The organism is Streptomyces sp. NPDC059201, assembly GCF_042754585.1.
In the GTDB taxonomy this organism is placed as follows: domain Bacteria; phylum Actinomycetota; class Actinomycetes; order Streptomycetales; family Streptomycetaceae; genus Streptomyces.
In genome coordinates, this window is record NZ_JBHZBB010000010.1 from 43,245 (window position 1) to 61,820 (window position 18,576).

The window sequence follows — 18,576 nt, forward strand, 5'->3', positions numbered from 1 at the left end:
GGATATTGGATCCGGCCGCCCGACTCAGGACAGCAACCCCACCCCCGCCACCCCCAACACCCCCTCAATCCGCCCCCACGTCTCCTCATCCCGCTCCACCGCCGGCAGCGTCTCCCCCGCACCAGTACCCCACCCGGTCGCGACGCTCACCGCGTCCTCGCCGGTCGCCGCGCCCGCCGCCAGCGCCGCCGCGCCGAGGGCGACGAGTTCCGTTTCGGCGGGGACTACCAGGGGGCGGCCGGAGAGGCGGCGGATGGTTTCGGTCCAGGTGTGGCCTTGGGCGCCGCCGCCGATGAGGCGGAGGGGGCGGGCGCGTACGGACGGGTCCGTGGGGTCGAGGTCGCAGGCGGCGAGGAGGCCGTCCAGGGCGCGGAGGAGGGTGAAGGCCGCGCCCTCGTAGGCGGCGCCTAGGAGGGCGCGGGGGTCGGTGGTGTGGCGGAGGCCGGTGACGAGGCCGGAGGCGGCGGGGAGGTCGGGGGTGCGTTCGCCGTCGAGGTAGGGGAGGACGACGGCTTCGCCGCCGGGGAGGGCGTCCTCGCGGTCGAGGCCGAGGAGGGTGGCGAACCGGTCGACGGCGAGCGTGCAGTTGAGGGTGCAGCCGAGCGGCAGGTAGGTGCCGTCGGTGGCGGCGAAGCCGGCCAGGGCGGAGTTCGCGGGGCGGGCGCGGGTGGCGGCGAAGACGGTGCCGGAGGTGCCGAGGCTGACCACGGGGTGGTCGAGGAGTCCCGCCGCGCCGAGGCCGAGGCCGACGGCGGCGGCCATGTTGTCGCCGGTGCCCGCCGCCACCGCGACCGTGCGGGGCAGGCCCAGGGCCTCGGCGGCGGCCGCCGTCAGGCCGCCTGCGCGGGTGGCGCCCGTGGGGGCCACGGTGGGCAGCCACGCCGGGTCCAGACCGAGGAGGTCGAGGAGGGCGGGGTCGTAGGCGCCGTCGGCCGTGGCGTACCAGCAGGTGCCCGAGGCGTCGCCGGGGTCGGTGAGGGCCTCGCCGGAGAGGTGTTCGGTGAGGAGGTCGTGCGGGAGGCGGACGGCGGTGGTGGCGGCGGCGTGGTGGGGCTCGTTCTCGCGCAGCCACTGCCACTTGGCGGCGGTCATGGACGCGACGGGGACGGAGCCGGTGCGGTCGAGCCACGCCTTCGGGCCGCCGAGGCGTTCGGTGAGGGCGGCGGCCTGGGGGGCGGAGCGGGTGTCGTTCCAGAGGAGGGCGGGGCGCAGCGGCCGGTGGTCGGCGCCGAGCGCGACGAGTCCGTGCTGCTGGCCCGCGACGGCGATGCCGGTGACGGAGTCGGGGGCGAGGTCCGCGTCGCGGACGGCCGCGCGGACGGCGGTGACCAGGGCGGTCCACCACTCCTCGGGGTCGCTCTCGCGGGCGCCGCCGGTGCCGGTGACGGTGTGCGGGGCGCGGCCGACGCCGAGGACGGCGCCGGTGGCGGTGTCGACGGCGACGGCCTTGGCGGACTGTGTGGAGCTGTCCACGCCGATCACGACGGAGCGGCTCGCGACGGAGCGGCTGTCGGGCACGCCCTCACCTCTTCTCAAGTCGGGGTCTGGCGCCGCCGGGTGCCGGTGGCGTATTAGTGGTCACAGATTAGTTATCGCAGAAAACAAATCTGGCCGCCAGGAGAAGGACCGACTATGCCCGAGCGTTTCTCCCCCACCCCCGAGGACCGTTTCACCTTCGGCCTCTGGACCGTCGGCTGGCAGGGCCGCGATCCCTTCGGCGAGGCCACCCGCCCCGCCCTCGACCCGGTCGAGTCGGTCGAGCGGCTCGCCGCGCTCGGGGCGTACGGCGTCACCTTCCACGACGACGACCTGATCCCCTTCGGCGCGCCCGAGGCGGAGCGTGAGGCCGTCGTGAAGCGGTTCCGCGACGCCCTCGACCGCACCGGCCTCCAGGTCCCCATGGCCACCACCAACCTCTTCACCCACCCCGTCTTCAAGGACGGCGCCTTCACCGCCAACGACCGTGACGTGCGCCGGTACGCGCTCCGCAAGACCATCCGGAACATCGACCTGGCCGCCGAACTCGGCGCCACCACCTACGTCGCCTGGGGCGGCCGCGAGGGCGCCGAGTCCGGCGCCGCCAAGGACGTGCGGGTCGCCCTGGACCGGATGAAGGAGGCGTTCGACCTCCTCGGGCAGTACGTCACCGAGCAGGGGTACGACCTCCGGTTCGCCATCGAGCCCAAGCCGAACGAGCCGCGCGGCGACATCCTGCTGCCCACCGTCGGCCACGCCCTGGCCTTCATCGAGCGCCTGGAGCGGCCCGAACTCGTCGGCGTCAACCCGGAGACGGGCCACGAGCAGATGGCCGGGCTCAACTTCCCGCACGGTATCGCGCAGGCGCTGTGGGCGGGCAAGCTCTTCCACATCGACCTCAACGGCCAGTCCGGCATCAAGTACGACCAGGACTTCCGCTTCGGCGCCGGCGACCTGCGCCAGGCGTTCTGGCTGGTCGACCTGCTGGAGTCGGCCGGCTACACCGGCCCCCGCCACTTCGACTTCAAGCCCGTGCGCACCGACGGCTTCGACGGCGTCTGGGAGTCGGCGAGGAACTGCATGCGCAACTACCTCATCCTCAAGGAGCGGGCCGCCGCCTTCCGCGCCGACCCGGAGGTCCGCGACGCCCTCGCCGCCTCCCGGCTGCCGCAGCTGGCCGTGCCCACCGCCGCCGAGGGGCTCGCCGAGCTGCTCGTCGACCCGACGGCGTACGAGACGTTCGACGTGGACGCGGCCGCCGCGCGTTCGATGGGCTTCGAGCGCCTGGACCAGCTGGCCCTGGAGCACCTGCTCGGCGTACGGCTCTGAGCCCGGGACGCCCCGGGAGAGGCGTCAGCGGGTGGTGAGGCTGGAGCGCCGGACGACCAGTTCCGGCTGGAGCACCACCTGCTGGTGCCGGTGCTCCGCCGCCGACTCGCCCGTCTCCTCCAGGAGCAGTTCGGCGGCCCGGGCCCCCAGGGTCAGGGCCGGCTGGCGCACGGAGGTGAGCGGCACGGTGGCGGCGGCCGCGAACTCGATGTCGTCGTAGCCGACGATCGCCATGTCCTCCGGGACCCGCACCCCGGCCGCGTACAGCGCCTGGAGGACGCCGAGGGCGAGCAGGTCGTTGGCGCAGAAGACGGCGGTCGGGCGGTCGGCGAGGCCGAGCAGCCGGGAGCCGGCGTCCCGGCCGGAGGCCACGTCGAGCCGGTCCGCCGGGAGCTCGCGCAGCGCGGTGTCCGGCAGTCCGGCCTCGGCGAGCGCGAGCAGCGCGCCCTCCCGGCGGTCCCGCACCTGCTGGAGGTGGGCGGGGCCGCTGACGTACGCGAAGGTGCGGTGGCCGGCGGCGGCGAGGTGGCGGATGGCGAGCGAGCCGCCGACGACGTCGTCGACGGAGACGGAGCAGCCGCCGCCGTCCCCGCCGACCCGGTCGACCAGGACGTACGGGATGCCGTGGCGGCGGAAGTCGCGGAGGTTGCCGCCGCCCGCGTCGGCGGGGGTGACGAGGACGCCGCGGACGCGCTGCTCGGCGAAGAGGGAGAGGTAGTCGGCCTCGTCGCTCGGGTTCTGGTCGCTGTTGCAGACCATGACGCCGAGCCCGGCCGCGCGGGCGGTGCGCTCGGCGCCGCGCGCGATGTCGACGAAGAAGGGGTTGCCCATGTCGAGGACGAGCAGCGCCATGATGCGGCTGCGGCCGGCCCGGAGCTGGCGGGCGGACTCGCTGCGGACGTAGCCGAGGCGGTCGATGACGCGGCGGACGTGTTCGAGGGTGGCCGGGGAGACCCGGTCCGGCTGGTTGATGACGTTGGAGACGGTGCCGACGGAGACGCCGGCCTCGCGGGCCACGTCCTTGATCCCGACGATCCTGCCGGCGGCGATACCGGCACCGCCGCTGCCGACGCCGTGCCCGCCTCCACCGAGGGGCCGGTCCACACCGTCGCCGGCGTTCCCCGGATTCCCGGCGTTCCCGGCCTTCCCGGTGTTCCGCGCGGTGCCCGTCACCCGTTCCACCTGCGTGTCACCTGGTCGTCCGTCCTGCCCGTCCCGCCCCGTCGTCCGGGGTCGCCGCCACCTGTCGCATCCTATGCGGCTCCGCTCACGCGAGGTGGAAGACCTCGGTCAGCGGGCGCATCGCCTCGTCCGGCCGCCGGCCGTCCAGCTCCTCGAAGAAGCCGCTCATCTCGGCCTGCCAGCGGGCGTTCACCTCGGTGGCGTCCATGGCGGCCTTCGCCCGCTCGAAGTCCTCGGTCTCCAGGTAGCCGACGAGGAGGCCGTCCTCACGCAGGAAGAGCGAGTAGTTGCGCCAGCCGGTGGCGGTGAGCGCGTCGCGCATCTCCTGCCAGACCTCGGCGTGGCGGGCGCGGTACTCCTCCGCCCGCTCGGCGCGGACCTTCAGCAGGAAGCAGACCCTCTGCACGGCGGCTCCTCGGATCGGCGATCGAAAGGGATCAAGGCGCGAATGAAATGTTTCAGATTCTCCACTCCTGGACGCTAGATCCCCGCCGCCTCCATGGTCAAGAACCTTGACGACACCTTGGGTGCAGGCTAGCTTCCCAGTCGACTGAATCGATTCATTGCATTCGATTCATTGCATTCACTGAACGCCATCGAACGCACCGAGGTGGACATGCCCGACATCGCCGCCGTGAAGGCCGCCCTCGCCGCCCAGCGGATCGAGACACCCTCCTGGGGCTACGGGAACTCCGGCACCCGCTTCAAGGTGTTCGCCCGGCCCGGCGTGCCCCGGACCCCGTACGAGAAGCTCGACGACGCGGCCGAGGTGCACGCCCGCACCGGCGTCGCGCCCAGGGTGTCGCTGCACATCCCGTGGGACCGGGTCGACGACTACGCCGCCCTCGCCGCGTACGCGAAGGAGCGGGGCCTGGAGCTCGGGGCCGTCAACTCCAACACCTTCCAGGACGACGACTACCGCCTCGGGAGCGTCTGCCACCCCGATCCGGCCGTGCGCCGCAAGGCCGTCGGCCACCTCCTGGAGTGCGTCGACATCATGGACGCCACCGGGTCGGCGGACCTGAAGCTGTGGTTCGCCGACGGCACCAACTACCCCGGCCAGGACGACATCGCCGGGCGGCAGGCACGCCTCGCCGACTCCCTCGCGGAGGTGTACGAGCGGCTCGGCGAGGGGCAGCGGATGCTCCTGGAGTACAAGTTCTTCGAGCCCGCCTTCTACACCACCGACGTCCCGGACTGGGGCACCGCCTACGCGCACTGCCTGCGGCTCGGTCCAAAGGCCCAGGTCGTCGTCGACACCGGCCACCACGCGCCCGGCACCAACATCGAGTTCATCGTCGCCCTGCTGCTCCGTGAGGGCAGGCTCGGCGGCTTCGACTTCAACTCCCGCTTCTACGCGGACGACGACCTGATGGCGGGCGCCGCCGACCCCTTCCAGCTCTTCCGGATCCTGCACGAGGTCGCCCGGAACGGCGGACTGGACCCGGCCGCGAACGTGGCCTTCATGCTCGACCAGTGCCACAACATCGAGGCCAAGGTCCCGGCCGTCATCCGCTCCGTGATGAACGTCCAGGAGGCCACCGCGAAGGCGCTCCTCGTCGACGCCGACGCCCTCGCCGCCGCCCAGCGCGCCGGTGACGTGCTCGCCGCCAACGCCGTCCTGATGGACGCCTACGACACCGACGTCCGCCCCCTGCTGCGTGAACTGCGCGAGGAGCGGGGCCTCGACCCCGACCCGGTGGCCGCCACGCTGCGCTCCGGACGGCTGGAGCGCGTCGCCGCCGAGCGGGTCGGCGGCGCCCAGGCCGGCTGGGGCGCGTAACCCCCTCCCCTCCGCCACGAACTGCCCCTAGGAGACCGTCATGACATCCGGCACCCACCCCGAGGTCGCCGCACTCCTCGCGCGCGCCCACCGCCTCGGCGCCGACCCGGCCGTCACCAACTACGCGGGCGGCAACGCCTCCGCCAAGGGTTCCGTCACCGATCCGGTCACCGGCGGGGATGTGGAGCTGATGTGGGTGAAGGGCTCCGGGGGCGACCTCGGCACTCTCACCGAGGACGGGCTCGCCGTCCTCCGGCTCGACCGGCTGCGGGCGCTGAAGGGCGTCTACCCCGGCGTCGGGCGCGAGGACGAGATGGTCGCCGCCTTCGACCACTGCCTGTACGGGAAGGGCGGCGCGGCTCCGTCGATCGACACGGCCATGCACGGACTGGTGGAGGCACCGCACGTCGACCACCTGCACCCGGACGCGGGCATCGCCCTGGCCTGCGCCGCCGACGGCGAGAAGCTGACGGCGGAGTGCTTCGGCGGCACGGTGGCGTGGGTGCCGTGGCGCCGGCCCGGCTTCCAGCTCGGGCTCGACATCGCCGCCGTCCAGGCGGCCCACCCGGAGGCGATCGGCTGCGTCCTCGGCGGGCACGGGATCACCGCCTGGGGCGCCTCCTCCGAGGAGTGCGAGCGGAACGCGCTCCACATCGTCCGCACCGCCGAGGCGTTCCTCGCCGAGCGGGGGCGGCCCGAGCCCTTCGGGCCGCTGCTCGACGGGTACGGGGCGCTGCCGGAGGAGGAGCGCCGCGCCCGGGCGGCCGCGCTCGCCCCGTACGTACGCGCTCTGGCCTCCCGGGACCGGCCGCAGGTCGGCCACTTCACCGACTCCCCCGCCGTCCTGGACTTCCTGTCCCGCGCCGGTCACCCGCGCCTGGCCGCCCTCGGCACCTCGTGCCCCGACCACTTCCTGCGCACCAAGGTCCGGCCGCTCGTCGTCGACCTGCCGCCGACCGCGCCCCTGGACGCCGTCCTCGCCCGGCTCGTCGAGCTGCACGCCGCCTACCGGGAGGAGTACGCCGCCTACTACCGCCGGCACGCCCTTCCCGGCTCGCCGCCGATGCGGGGCGCCGATCCGGCGATCGTGCTCGTGCCCGGGGTCGGCATGTTCTCCTTCGGCAAGGACAAGCAGACGGCCCGGGTGGCGGGCGAGTTCTACGTCAACGCGATCCAGGTGATGCGGGGCGCGGAGGCGGTCTCCTCGTACGCGCCGATCGAGGAGGCGGAGAAGTTCCGCATCGAGTACTGGGAGTTGGAGGAGGCGAAGCTGCGGCGGATGCCCGCGCCGAAGCCGCTCGCCACCCGGATCGCCCTCGTCACGGGCGCGGGCAGCGGCATCGGCCGGGCGATCGCGCGGCGGCTCGCGGACGAGGGCGCGTGTGTGGTCGTGGCGGATCTGGACGCGGGGAGCGCGGCGGAGGTCGCGGCCGAACTCGGCGGGCCCGACCGGGCGGTGGCCGTCACCGTCGACGTGACGGACGAGGCGGCGATCGAAGCGGCCTTCCGTGAGGCCCTGTTGGCGTTCGGCGGGGTCGACCTGGTCGTCAACAACGCGGGGATCTCGATCTCCAAGCCGCTCCTGGAGACGACCGCGCGGGACTGGGACGTGCAGCACGCCATCATGGCGCGCGGCTCGTTCCTGGTCTCCCGGGAGGCGGCGCGGGTGATGACCGCGCAGGGCCTGGGCGGTGACATCGTGTATATCGCGTCGAAGAACGCGGTCTTCGCGGGGCCGAACAACATCGCCTATGCGGCGACCAAGGCCGACCAGGCCCATCAAGTGCGCCTTTTGGCAGCCGAGTTGGGTGAGCACGGGATCCGGGTCAACGGGGTGAACCCGGACGGGGTGGTGCGCGGTTCGGGAATCTTCGCCGGTGGTTGGGGGGCGCGGCGGGCGGCGGTGTACGGCGTGGAGGAGGCCGAGCTGGGGGCGTTCTACGCCCAGCGGACGCTGCTGAAGCGTGAGGTGCTGCCCGAGCACGTCGCGGCCGCGGTGTTCGCGCTCACCGGCGGGGACCTCACCCACACCACCGGTCTGCACATCCCGGTCGACGCGGGCGTCGCCGCGGCGTTCCTGCGGTGAGCGGGCGCACCGGGAGGTTCGCGGCGGCCGATCTGGGGGCCACCAGCGGGCGGGTGATGGTCGGCCGGGTCGGGCCCGGCATCCTGGAGTTGGCCGAGGCGCACCGGTTCCCCAACACGCCGGTCCGGCTGCCGGACGGGCTGCGGTGGGACGCGCTCGCGCTCCATCAGGGGATCCTCGACGGGCTGCGGACGGTGGCCCGTTCGGGTCCGGTGGACTCCGTGGGGGTGGACACCTGGGCGGTGGACCACGGGCTCCTCGACGCCGACGGGGCGCTGCTCGGCGCCCCGTACCACTATCGCGACGGGCGGACGGACGGGGTCGCGGAGGGGGTGTGGGCGCGGGTCGGCGGGGCGGCGGAGTTGTATCGGACGACCGGGCTCCAGCATCTGCCGTTCAACACGGTCTTCCAGCTCGCGGCGGCGGCCGTGAGCGCGCAACTCCGGTCCGCGAGGACGCTGTTGCTGATGCCGGACCTGTTCACGTACTGGCTGACGGGGTCGGTCGGGGCGGAGGAGACGAACGCGTCGACGACCGGGCTCCTGGATGTCCGGACGCGTGCGTGGTCGAAGGAGCTGCTCGGCGGGCTGGGGATCGATGCGGGGCTGCTGCCGCCGCTGCGGGCGCCGGGCGATCCGGCGGGGAGCCTGCTGCCGTACGTCGCGGAGTACACGGGGCTGTCGGAGGGGACGCCGGTGACGGCGGTCGCCTCGCACGACACGGCCTCGGCGGTGGTGGCCGTACCGGCCGTGGAGGCCGGTGCCGTGGCGTTCGTGTCGTGCGGCACGTGGTCGCTCGCGGGGCTCGAACTGCCGGGGCCGGTGCTCACGGAGGAGGCCCGGGCGGCGAACTTCACCAACGAGCGGGGCGTGGACGGCACCGTCCGGTTCCTGCGGAACGTGATGGGGCTGTGGCTGTGGGAGGAGTGCCGGCGGACCTGGGAGGGCCGGGGGTACGCGGTGGACCTGCCGGCGCTGCTCGAAGGGGCGGCCCGGGAGCGGCCGTTCGCCTCGCTGGTCGATCCGGACGCGCCGGAGTTCCTGCCGCCCGGGGACATGCCGGGGCGGATCGCGGCGTTCTGCCGGCGCACCGGGCAGCCGGTGCCCGAGGGTCCGGCGGCGGTGCTGCGCTGTGTCCTGGAGTCGCTGGCGGTGGCGCACCGGCGGACGCTGCGGCGGGCCGCCGCGCTGGCCGGGCGGGAGGTCCGCAGGGTGCATCTGGTGGGCGGCGGGGCGCGGAACGCGCTGCTGTGCCAGTGGACGGCGGACGCGACCGGGCTGCCGGTGACGGCGGGGCCGGTGGAGGCGACGGCGCTGGGGAACGTGCTGGTGCAGGCGCGGGCCGCGGGGCTCGCGGGTGACCTGGCCTCCGTGCGTCGCCTGGTCGCCCGGACCCAGCCCCTGCGACACTACGAGCCGCAGGGTGACGGCGCCGCCTGGGACCGGGCCGCCGCCCGTCTCGAACCGTCCCCGAGGAAGTGCTGATGCGCGTCGCCCTCTTCGTCACCTGCGTCAACGACGCCGTCTTCCCGTCGACGGGGGTGGCCACCGTCCGCCTGCTCGAACGGCTGGGTGTGGAGGTGGACTTCCCGGCGGCGCAGACCTGCTGCGGGCAGCCCCAGTTCAACACCGGCTACCGGCGGGAGACCGCGCCGCTCGTGCGGCGCACGGTCCGCGCCTTCGAGGGGTACGACCATGTGGTCGTCCCGTCGGGTTCGTGCGCGGCGATGGTCCGCCACCACTACCCGGCCTTCGGTCCGGAGGCGGCGGCGCTCGGGCCCCGTACGTACGAGCTGACGGAGTTCCTGGTGGACGTCCTCGGTGTGGGCGACGTCGGCGCGTACTTCCCGCACCGGGTCACGTACCACCCGTCCTGCCACGGGCTGCGGATGCTGGGCCTGGGCGAGCGGCCGCGCCGTCTGCTTGAGGCGGTGAAGGGCCTGGAGCTGGTGGAGCTGCCGGGGGCGGAGGAGTGCTGCGGCTTCGGCGGCACGTTCGCGGTGAAGAACCCGGACGTGTCGGCGGCGATGGGCGCGGACAAGGTGGCGAACGCGGTGTCGACGGGCGCGGGGGTGCTGTGCGGCGCGGACAACTCGTGTCTGCTGCACCTCGGCGGCATGCTGAGCCGGCGGGGGGAGCCGCTGCGGGCGGTGCACCTGGCGGAGATCCTGGCGAGCACGGAAGAGGAGCCCTGGCGGTGAGCGGAGTTTTCGTGGGGATGCCGGCCTTCCCCGAGGCGGCGCGGGAGGCGACCCGCAACCCGACGCTGCGGGCGAACCTGCGGCACGCCACGCACACGATCCGCGACAAGCGGGCGCGGGCGGTCGCCGAGCTGGACGACTGGGCCGAGCTGCGCGAGGCCGGGAAGCGCATCAAGGACCGGACGCTCCGTCACCTGGACACGTTCCTCGTGCAGTTGGAGGAGGCGGTGACGACGGCGGGCGGCACCGTGCACTGGGCGGCGGACGCGGCCGAAGCCAACCGGATCGTCGCCGGTCTGGTGAAGGCCACGGGTGAGACCGAGGTCGTCAAGGTCAAGTCGATGGCCACCCAGGAGATCGGGCTGAACGAGGCCCTGGAGGCCGAGGGGATCCGCGCCTACGAGACCGACCTCGCCGAGCTGATCGTGCAGCTCGGCGACGACCGGCCCTCGCACATCCTGGTCCCGGCGATCCACCGCAACCGGGGCGAGATCCGCGACATCTTCCGCTCCGAGATGGGCGCGTGGGGCCGCCCGGCACCCGAGGGCCTCGGCGACAGCCCCGCCGAACTGGCGGAGGCGGCCCGGCTGCACCTGCGGGAGAAGTTCCTGCGGGCCAAGGTCGGGATCTCCGGGGCGAACTTCATGGTCGCCGAGACCGGCACCCTCGTGGTGGTGGAGTCGGAGGGCAACGGGCGGATGTGCCTCACCCTCCCCGAGACGCTGATCTCGGTCGTCGGCATTGAGAAGGTGGTGCCGGACTGGCGGGACCTGGAGGTCTTCCTCCAGACGCTCCCCCGCTCCTCGACGGCCGAGCGGATGAACCCGTACACGAGCATGTGGACGGGGACCACGGACGGCGACGGGCCGGACACCTTCCACCTGGTGCTCTTCGACAACGGGCGCACCGACGCGCTCGCCGACGAGGTCGGCCGGCAGGCGCTGCGCTGCATCCGCTGCTCGGCCTGCCTCAACGTGTGCCCGGTGTACGAGCGGGCCGGAGGGCACGCGTACGGCTCCGTCTATCCGGGGCCGATCGGCGCGATCCTCACCCCGCAGCTGCGCGGCACGGCGAGCGAGGTCGACGCCTCCCTGCCGTACGCGTCGTCGCTGTGCGGCGCCTGCTACGAGGTGTGTCCGGTCGCCATCGACATCCCCGAGGTGCTGGTGCACCTGCGGGAGAGGGTCGCCGGCCAGGGCGGGAAGGGGCACCGCTTGGAGCGGGCCGCGATGAAGGCGGCGGGCTGGGTGCTCGACCACCCGGGCGTCCTCGCGGCGGGCGAGCGCGTCGCGTCGAGGACCCGCGCGCTGCACCCGAAGCGGCTGCCGGGGCCCGGAGCCCGGCAGTGGACGGAGAGCCGCGACCTGCCGGACCTGCCCGCCGAACCGTTCCGCGACTGGTGGAGGAAGAACCGCACGTGACCGCCCAGACCTCATCCCGCGAGCGGATCCTCGGCCGGATCCGGTCCGCCGTCGCCGGCGCCCCCGAGGCGCCCGAGGTGCCGCGGACGTACCTCGCGCGCCATGTCCCGGACGATCCGGACGCGGTGCTGTCCCTGCTCCACGAGAACCTGGCCGACTACCGGGCGCACGTGCACCGCACCGACCCGGCGGGTCTGCCCGGACTGATCGCCCGGCTGATCGACGAGCGCGGGGCGCGGAGCGTCGTCGTGCCGCCGGGCCTGCCGGAGGAGTGGCTGGCGGAGTCGGGCGCCGAGCGGGTGTCCGACGGGCCGGGGCTGACGCCGGGCGTGCTCGACTCCGTGGACGCGGTGGTGACGGGGTGCGCGCTGGCGGTCGCGGAGACCGGGACGCTGGTGCTGGACGGCGGTCCGGGGCAGGGGCGGCGCGCCCTCACCCTCGTACCGGATCTGCATCTGTGTGTCGTACGGGCTCCGGAGCAGGTGGTGGCGTCGGTGCCGGAGGCGCTGCCGCGGCTGGATCCGCGGCGGGCGCTGACGTGGATCTCGGGGCCTTCGGCGACCAGCGACATCGAGCTGGACCGGGTGGAGGGCGTGCACGGGCCCCGGACCCTGGAGGTCGTCCTGGTCCGGGGCTCTTCGTGAGGAGGGGTCAGGCGGAGTCGCGGACCACCAGTTCAGTGGGGAGGATGACCGTCGCCGGGTCCTCGCCCGCTATCCGGGCGAGGAGGGTGCGGACCATCTCGGCGCTGATCCGGTCCCACGGCTGACGGATGGTGGTCAGCGGCGGCTCGGAGGAGAGCGCGGCCGGGGAGTCGTCGAAGCCGCCGACGGCGATGTCCTCGGGGACCCGCTTGCCGGCGCGGGCGAGGGCGTCGAGGACGCCCTGGGCCATCAGGTCGGAGGCGACGAAGACGGCGTCGGTGTCGGGGGCCCGCTCCAGGAGGGTGCGGGCGGCCTCGGCGCCGCTGGCGCGGCTGTAGTCGCCGGTGACGACGAGGTCCTCGTCGACGGGCAGGCCGCAGGCGGCGAGGGTCTCGCGGTAGCCGGCGAGCCGCTCGACGCCGCCGGGGGTGTCGAGCGGGCCGGTGACGGTGGCGATGCGGCGGCGGCCGGTGGCGTACAGGTGGCGGACCATCTCGCGGGCGCCGTCGCGGTCGTCGGCGGCGACGTACCCGATGCGGGTGGTCTGGCCGAGCGGTTTGCCGCAGGCGACGACGGGCACGCCGGCCTCGTGGAGCCGGGCCACGACGGGGTCGCCGGAGTGGCTGGAGACGAGGAGGACTCCGTCGACGTGCCCGGCCTCGATGTAGCGCAGGTTGCGGCGGCGCTCGTCCTCGGTGCCCGCGATCATCAGCAGCAGGGGGATGTCACGGTCGGCGAGGGCCTGGGTGCAGGCGCGCAGGAGGACGTTGAAGTTGGGGTCCTCGAAGAAACGCTCCTGCGGTTCGGTGAGGAGGAAGGCGACCGAGTCGGACTTGCCGGTGATCAGCGAGCGGGCGTGCCGGTTGACGACGTACCCCGTTCTGCGGATCGCGGCGTCGACGGCCGCCTTGGCCGCGGGGCTGACGTAGTGGCCGCCGTTGAGGACGCGGGAGACGGTTCCGCGCGAGACGCCCGCCTCGCGGGCCACGTCGTGGATGGTCGCCGGGCGGCGCCTGCTCGCTGCTGTGCTCATGCTGTGTGTTTCCCCTCGTTCCCCTGTGTTCAGGACTTTACGGCGCCGGACAGCAGGTCGAGGCTCCAGAACCGCTGGATGACGAGGAAGAGGGCGATCAGGGGGACGATGGCGAGGAGCGCGCCGGTGATGACCAGGGTGTAGAGGGCGGGCTGGCTGGCACCCTGCTTGAGGAGGGTGAACAGGCCGACGGTCATGGGGAACTTCTCGTCGTCGCCGAGCATGATGAAGGGCAGCAGGAAGTTGTTCCAGATGGCGACGAACTGGAAGAGGAAGATCGTCACCAGGCCGGGGGCGAGCATCGGTACGGCGATGCGCGTGAAGATCCGCCATTCGCCCGCGCCGTCCACGCGGCCCGCCTCGACGAGCTCCATCGGGATGGCGGCCTCGGCGTAGATGCGGCCGAGGTAGACGCCGTACGGGGAGAGGATCAGCGGCAGCAGGACGGAGACGTAGCTGTCCGTCAGGTCGGCCTCGGCCATGAGGAGGTACTGCGGGATGGCGAGGATGACCGGGGGCATGAGGACGCCGGTGAGCATGACGTTGAAGAAGAGCTCGCGGCCGCGGAAGCGGTAGACGGCGAGGGCGTAGCCGGCGAAGGCGGAGACGACGGTCGACAGGAGTGCGCCGAGGCCGGCGTAGAGGACGGAGTTGCCCATCCACTTCCAGTAGATGCCGTCGCGGTAGGCGGTGAGGTCGCCGAGGTTGTCGGCGAGGCCGCTGCCGGGGAGGAAGGTGAAGGTGGAGAAGAGCTCGTCGTCGGCCTTGGTGGCGGCGACGACGACCCAGGCGACGGGGAGCAGGCAGTAGAGGGCGCCGAGGATCAGGGCGGCGGTGGGCAGCAGGGCGGTGCGGCGGGGGCGCGGGGGTCCCTGCGGGACGCCGGGGGTGGTGCCGGCGGCCGGGGCCGCCTCGCGGAGCGTGGGGGAGGCGAGCCCGGTCATCGGCTGGCTCCTTGCGTGGTGCGGCGGTTGGAGATCCTGAGGAGGGCGAAGGAGAGCGCGAAGGTGGCGAGCGCGAGGACGACGGCCGTGGCGGAGGCCGCGTAGATGTTCCCGCCGGTGAACGCGTCGTTGTAGACCTTCATCAGGGGGCTCCAGGTGGAGGGGATGCCGTTGGTGAGCGGCCGGAGCGTGGTGGGCTCGTTGAAGACCTGGAGGGTGGCGATGATGGAGAAGAAGAAGGTGAGGACCAGGGAGGGCGCCACCATCGGGATCTTGATGCGGAGCGCGATCTGGAGCTCGGAGCAGCCGTCGAGCTTGGCCGCCTCGTACACCTCGGCGGGCAGGGCGCGCAGCGCGGTGTAGATGACGATCATGTTGAAGCCGGTGCCGCCCCAGACGGCGATGTTGGACATCGCGAGGTAGAGCGGTCCGCCGTCCATGAGGTCGGGCTGCGGGAGGCCGGCCTTGTCCAGGAGGTAGTGGAAGGGGCTGACGTCGGGGAGGTAGAGGAAGCCCCAGAGGACGGCGGCGATGACGCCGGGGACGGCGTACGGCAGGAAGATCGCCAGCCGGGCGAAGGAGCGGCCCCGGACGCGCTCGGAGTCGAGCAGGAGCGCGAAGAAGAGGGCGAGGCCGAGCATCACGGGGACGACGATGGCGCCGTACCCGAGGACGCGCAGGGCGCTCGCGAGGAACTCGGAGTCGGTGAGGGCGGAGGCGTAGTTCCCCAGGCCGGCCCAGACCTCGGACTTGGCTCCCTTGCCGAGCCCGAGTCCCTTGATCTCGACCTTGTGGAAGCTGAGCCAGACCGCGTACCCGATGGGCAGGGCGAAGAAGAGCGCAAAGAGGACGGCCGCCGGAAGAAGGAAGCCGTACGGGGCCGTCTTGACCCCGTACGACCGACGCGCGCCCTTGGGGGGCTGCGTCACTTGGCGACCTCGAAGCCCTGCTTGGCGAGGTCATTGACGGTGGTGTCGCGGACCTTGGTGAGGGCGGTGTCGAAGGCGGTGGGGGTCTTGGCCTTGGCGGCCTTGCCGAACTCGTCCTTGAAGGCGGTGTAGGCGACGTTCACGTTGGGGCCCCAGGCGGCGGGGGCGGTGGTCTTCGCGATCTCGGCGGCCTTGGTGTAGAAGTCGGGCTGGTTGGCGAAGTAGTCGGGGGCCTTGGCGAGGGCGCCGCTGGTCTGGGCGGCGGTGGCGGCCGGGTAGATGCCGCTCTCCTTGACGAGGGCGGCGAGCGCCTCGGGGTCGGTGTTCAGCCAGGTGGCGAACTGGGCGGCGGCCTCCTTGTTCTTGGAGTCGCTGGTGACGGCGGTGGAGGAGCCGCCCCAGCTGCCGGTGGCGTTCTCGCCCTCGGTCCACTGCGGGAGGGGGGCCATGGCCCACTTGCCCTTGGTGTCGGGGGCGGCGGTGGTGAGGGTGCCGGGGGCCCAGACGGCGGAGACCCAGGCGATCTGCTCGCCGGTGTTGAGGGCCTTGTTCCAGGCGGGGGTGTACATGGGCTGGTTGTCGATGGCGCCCTCGGCGACCAGGCCGCCCCAGAAGTCGGTGACCTTCTGGGTGGCGGCGTCGTCGATGCCGACCTTCCAGGTGTCGCCCTCGAAGGTCCACCACTTGGCGCCGGCCTGCTGGGAGAGGCCGGCGAAGAGGCCGGCGTCGTTGGCGGAGAAGGTGGTGAGGGCCTTCGTGGGGGCCTTCTTCTTCAGGGCGCGGGCGGTCTCGGCGAACTCGTCCCAGGTGGTGGGGACGGTGAGGCCGTACTGCTCGAAGAGGTCCTCGCGGTAGAAGAACATCAGCGGGCCGGAGTCCTGGGGCAGGGCGTAGACGGCGTCGCCGCCGAAGGTGGTCTGCTGCCAGACGCCGGGGGCGAACCGCTTCTCGACGCCCTGCACCTCGCGGGCTATGTCGGCGAGGGCGTCGTTGCTGACCAGGGTGGGCAGGGCCTGGTACTCGGCCTGGACGAGGTCCGGGCCCTTGTGGGCCTTGGCGGCCGTGATGATCTTGGTGACGAGGTCGTCGCCGGACGCCTGCTTCTGCACCGTGACCTTGATCTCGGGGTGCTTGGCGTTCCACAGGGCGGCGACCTTGTCCATGCCGGGCGCCCAGGCCCAGTAGGTGAGCTCGACGGGGCCGGCGTCGGCGCCCGCCTTGTCGCCGGAGTCGGAGGATCCACAGGCGGTGAGCGCGGTGGCGCCGAGAAGGACGGCGGTGGCGGCGGCGAGGCTGCGGCGCGTGATCTGGGGCATGGATGGGTTCTCCCTGACCGAAAGGGGCCTCTCCCTCGGACGGAGAGGCCGACCATGCATCTGTGAGCGTTCACAGTAGAGAAACGTTCCGGACACTTGTCAATGGTTGTTCCTGTGCGGTTATGTTGCGTTGCCACTTCGAAACCCGATGTGTGCACGTTCCCAGAAACACACATCAGCTCGTTCAGGAGAGACTCATGTCAGCCACGACCCCCAAGGGCCTGACCCGGCTCGCGTTCGGCGGGGACTACAACCCTGAACAATGGCCGGAAAGCGTCTGGCAGGAGGACGTACGGCTGATGCAGGAGGCCGGCGTCACCATGGTGAGCGTCGGGATCTTCTCCTGGGCGCTCCTGGAGCCCGAGCCGGGCCGGTACGACTTCGGCTGGCTCGACCGCGTCCTCGACCTGCTGCACGCGCACGGCATCCGGGTCGACCTCGGCACCCCCACCGTCGCCCCGCCCGCCTGGTTCTACCGCGCGCACCCCGAGGCGCTGCCCGTCACCGCCGACGGCGTCCGCTACACCTACGGCTCACGCGGCACCATCTGCCACAGCTCCCCCGCCTACCGCGAGGCCGCCGCCCGGATCACCACCGAGCTGGCCCGCCGCTACGCCGGCCACCCGGCGCTCGCGCTCTGGCACGTCCACAACGAGTACGGCGTCCCCGTCAGCGCCTGCTACTGCGACGGCTGCGCCGCGCACTTCCGGCGCTGGCTGGACGCCGCCTACGGCTCGGTCGAGGCCGTGAACGAGGCGTGGGGCACGGCGTTCTGGGGACAGCGGTACGGCTCGTACGAGGAGATCCTGCCGCCCCGCACCACGCCGACGGTCGGCAACCCGGCCCAGCAGCTCGACTACCGGCGCTTCGCCGACGCCACGATCCGCGAGAACTTCCGCGCGGAGCGCGACCTCCTCCACGAGCTGTCCCCCGGCGTCCCGGTGACCACCAACTTCATGACCGCGCTCAGCCAGTGCGACGCGATCGACTACTGGGCCTGGGGCCGCGAGGTCGACCTCGTCACCAACGACCACTATCTGATCACCGACGGCCGGCGAACCCACGTCAACCTCGCCATGGCCGCCGACCTCACCCGCTCCGTCGCGGGCGGCGCGCCCTGGCTGCTCCTGGAGCACTCCCCCTCGGGCGTGAACTGGCAGCCGCGCAACCCGGCCAAGCGGCCCGGCGAGATGGCCCGCAACTCGCTCGCGCACGTCGCCCGCGGGTCCGAGGGCGCGATGTTCTTCCAGTGGCGGCAGTCCCGGAGCGGCGCCGAGAAGTTCCACTCGGCGATGGTGCCGCACGGCGGCACCGACACCCGGATCTGGCGCGAGGTCGTCGCGCTGGGCGCCGGGATCGGCGCCCTGGAGGAGGTCCGGGGCAGCCGGACCGTCCCCGACGCCGCCATGCTGTGGGACTGGCAGTCCTGGTGGGCGCAGAACCTGGAGTGGCGGCCCAACGAGGCTCACGACGCCCGCGAGCGCGCCGACAGCTTCTACGAGACCCTCTACGACCGGCACCTCACGGTGGACTTCGCCCACCCCGAGGCCGACCTGTCGGCCTACCCGCTGGTCGTCGTCCCCGCCCTCTACCTGATGACGGAGGCCGCGGGGCAGAACCTGCGGGAGTACGTGGAGAACGGCGGCACCCTCGTCGTCTCGTACTTCTCCGGGATCGTCGACGAGCACGACGCCGTCCACCCCGGCGCCTACCCGGGCGCCCTGCGGGACGTCCTCGGCCTCACCGTCGACGAGTGGTCGCCGCTCCTCGACGGCCGGCGGGTCGGCCTCGCCGGGCCGGGCGGCGCGGCGCTCACCGGCGACGTGTGGACCGAGTTCGTCCGGCCGCGCGGCGCCGAGACCGTCTGGACGTACGCGGACGGGCCTGCCGCCGGCGGCCCCGCCGTCACCCGCCACCGGCTCGGCCGCGGCACCGCCTGGTACGTCTCCACCCGCCTCGACGCGGCCTCGCTGGACGCGATCGTGGCGGCGGCGGCCGAGGACGCCGGCATCCCGGGCCGCCCGGCCCTCGCGCGGGACGTCGAGGTCGTCCGCCGGGCCGGCGCGCACGGCCACTACCTCTTCGCCCTCAACCACACGGACGCGGAGACCGAGGTCCCGCTGGACGGCCCCGGTACGGAACTCCTCGCCGGCGAGCGCGTCAGCGGCAAGCTCACCGTCCCGGCGGGCGGCGTCCGCGTGGTCCGCCTGGAGGGCTGACGGCCCGCCCTCCC

General features: G+C 73.1%; 15 protein-coding genes. 8 read left to right on the forward strand and 7 right to left on the reverse strand.

What is annotated here, in order from left to right; all coding sequences use genetic code 11:
• Positions 1-24: 24 nt before the first annotated feature.
• Positions 25-1,518 (reverse strand): xylulokinase, encoded by a 1,494-nt coding sequence (xylB, locus tag ACFXMG_RS28350; RefSeq protein WP_383823645.1) that lies wholly within the window; start codon positions 1,516-1,518, stop codon positions 25-27.
• Positions 1,519-1,632: 114 nt separating this feature from the next.
• On the opposite strand from xylB, the gene xylA reads away from it, so the two are divergent.
• Positions 1,633-2,805 (forward strand): xylose isomerase, encoded by a 1,173-nt coding sequence (gene xylA / locus ACFXMG_RS28355; RefSeq protein ID WP_383823648.1) that lies wholly within the window; start codon positions 1,633-1,635, stop codon positions 2,803-2,805.
• Between the two features lie 24 nt (positions 2,806-2,829).
• On the opposite strand, the gene ACFXMG_RS28360 is transcribed toward xylA, so the two are convergent.
• Together ACFXMG_RS28360 and ACFXMG_RS28365 are read right to left on the reverse strand one after the other, a co-directional pair.
• A complete protein-coding gene (locus ACFXMG_RS28360; RefSeq protein WP_383823705.1) occupies positions 2,830-3,855 on the reverse strand; it encodes a LacI family DNA-binding transcriptional regulator in 1,026 nt (341 codons plus the stop codon).
• 217 nt (positions 3,856-4,072) lie between these two features.
• Positions 4,073-4,393 (reverse strand): L-rhamnose mutarotase, encoded by a 321-nt coding sequence (locus ACFXMG_RS28365; protein ID WP_383823650.1) that lies wholly within the window; start codon positions 4,391-4,393, stop codon positions 4,073-4,075.
• 210 nt (positions 4,394-4,603) lie between these two features.
• Between ACFXMG_RS28365 and rhaI the strand changes: the two genes are divergently transcribed.
• The 6 genes from rhaI to ACFXMG_RS28395 are packed head-to-tail and all read left to right on the forward strand — an operon-like array spanning position 4,604 to position 12,121.
• Positions 4,604-5,770, forward strand: a complete 1,167-nt coding sequence (gene rhaI, locus ACFXMG_RS28370) for an L-rhamnose isomerase (RefSeq protein ID WP_383823707.1) — start codon at positions 4,604-4,606, stop codon at positions 5,768-5,770.
• A gap of 40 nt (positions 5,771-5,810) precedes the next feature.
• Positions 5,811-7,856: a bifunctional aldolase/short-chain dehydrogenase gene (locus ACFXMG_RS28375; protein ID WP_383823653.1), complete on the forward strand. Its 2,046-nt coding sequence runs from the start codon at positions 5,811-5,813 to the stop codon at positions 7,854-7,856.
• 56 nt (positions 7,857-7,912) lie between these two features.
• Entirely contained in the window at positions 7,913-9,340 is a 1,428-nt protein-coding gene (locus tag ACFXMG_RS28380) for a rhamnulokinase family protein (protein WP_383823709.1), read from the forward strand.
• Positions 9,340-10,056, forward strand: a complete 717-nt coding sequence (locus tag ACFXMG_RS28385; protein ID WP_383823656.1) for a (Fe-S)-binding protein — start codon at positions 9,340-9,342, stop codon at positions 10,054-10,056. Before ACFXMG_RS28380 ends, ACFXMG_RS28385 begins: the two co-directional genes overlap by 1 nt.
• Positions 10,053-11,477 (forward strand): lactate utilization protein B, encoded by a 1,425-nt coding sequence (locus tag ACFXMG_RS28390; protein ID WP_384902522.1) that lies wholly within the window; start codon positions 10,053-10,055, stop codon positions 11,475-11,477. Before ACFXMG_RS28385 ends, ACFXMG_RS28390 begins: the two co-directional genes overlap by 4 nt.
• Positions 11,474-12,121 (forward strand): lactate utilization protein C, encoded by a 648-nt coding sequence (locus tag ACFXMG_RS28395; protein ID WP_383823661.1) that lies wholly within the window; start codon positions 11,474-11,476, stop codon positions 12,119-12,121. The genes ACFXMG_RS28390 and ACFXMG_RS28395 overlap by 4 nt, the downstream gene beginning before the upstream one ends.
• Positions 12,122-12,128: 7 nt before the next feature.
• Here the strand turns inward: ACFXMG_RS28395 and ACFXMG_RS28400 are convergent, their stop codons facing one another.
• The 4 genes from ACFXMG_RS28400 to ACFXMG_RS28415 are packed head-to-tail and all read right to left on the reverse strand — an operon-like array spanning position 12,129 to position 16,343.
• Positions 12,129-13,154: a LacI family DNA-binding transcriptional regulator gene (locus ACFXMG_RS28400; RefSeq protein WP_383823664.1), complete on the reverse strand. Its 1,026-nt coding sequence runs from the start codon at positions 13,152-13,154 to the stop codon at positions 12,129-12,131.
• 29 nt (positions 13,155-13,183) lie between these two features.
• Positions 13,184-14,098 (reverse strand): carbohydrate ABC transporter permease, encoded by a 915-nt coding sequence (locus ACFXMG_RS28405; RefSeq protein ID WP_383823666.1) that lies wholly within the window; start codon positions 14,096-14,098, stop codon positions 13,184-13,186.
• Positions 14,095-15,027, reverse strand: coding sequence for a carbohydrate ABC transporter permease (locus ACFXMG_RS28410; RefSeq protein WP_383823669.1), 933 nt, complete (start codon positions 15,025-15,027; stop codon positions 14,095-14,097). The genes ACFXMG_RS28405 and ACFXMG_RS28410 overlap by 4 nt, the downstream gene beginning before the upstream one ends.
• On the reverse strand, positions 15,024-16,343 hold the full coding sequence (locus ACFXMG_RS28415) for an ABC transporter substrate-binding protein (RefSeq protein ID WP_383823672.1): 1,320 nt from the start codon (positions 16,341-16,343) through the stop codon (positions 15,024-15,026). Before ACFXMG_RS28415 ends, ACFXMG_RS28410 begins: the two co-directional genes overlap by 4 nt.
• 197 nt (positions 16,344-16,540) lie before the next feature.
• On the opposite strand from ACFXMG_RS28415, the gene ACFXMG_RS28420 reads away from it, so the two are divergent.
• Positions 16,541-18,562 (forward strand): beta-galactosidase, encoded by a 2,022-nt coding sequence (locus tag ACFXMG_RS28420; RefSeq protein ID WP_383823675.1) that lies wholly within the window; start codon positions 16,541-16,543, stop codon positions 18,560-18,562.
• Positions 18,563-18,576: the final 14 nt, after the last annotated feature.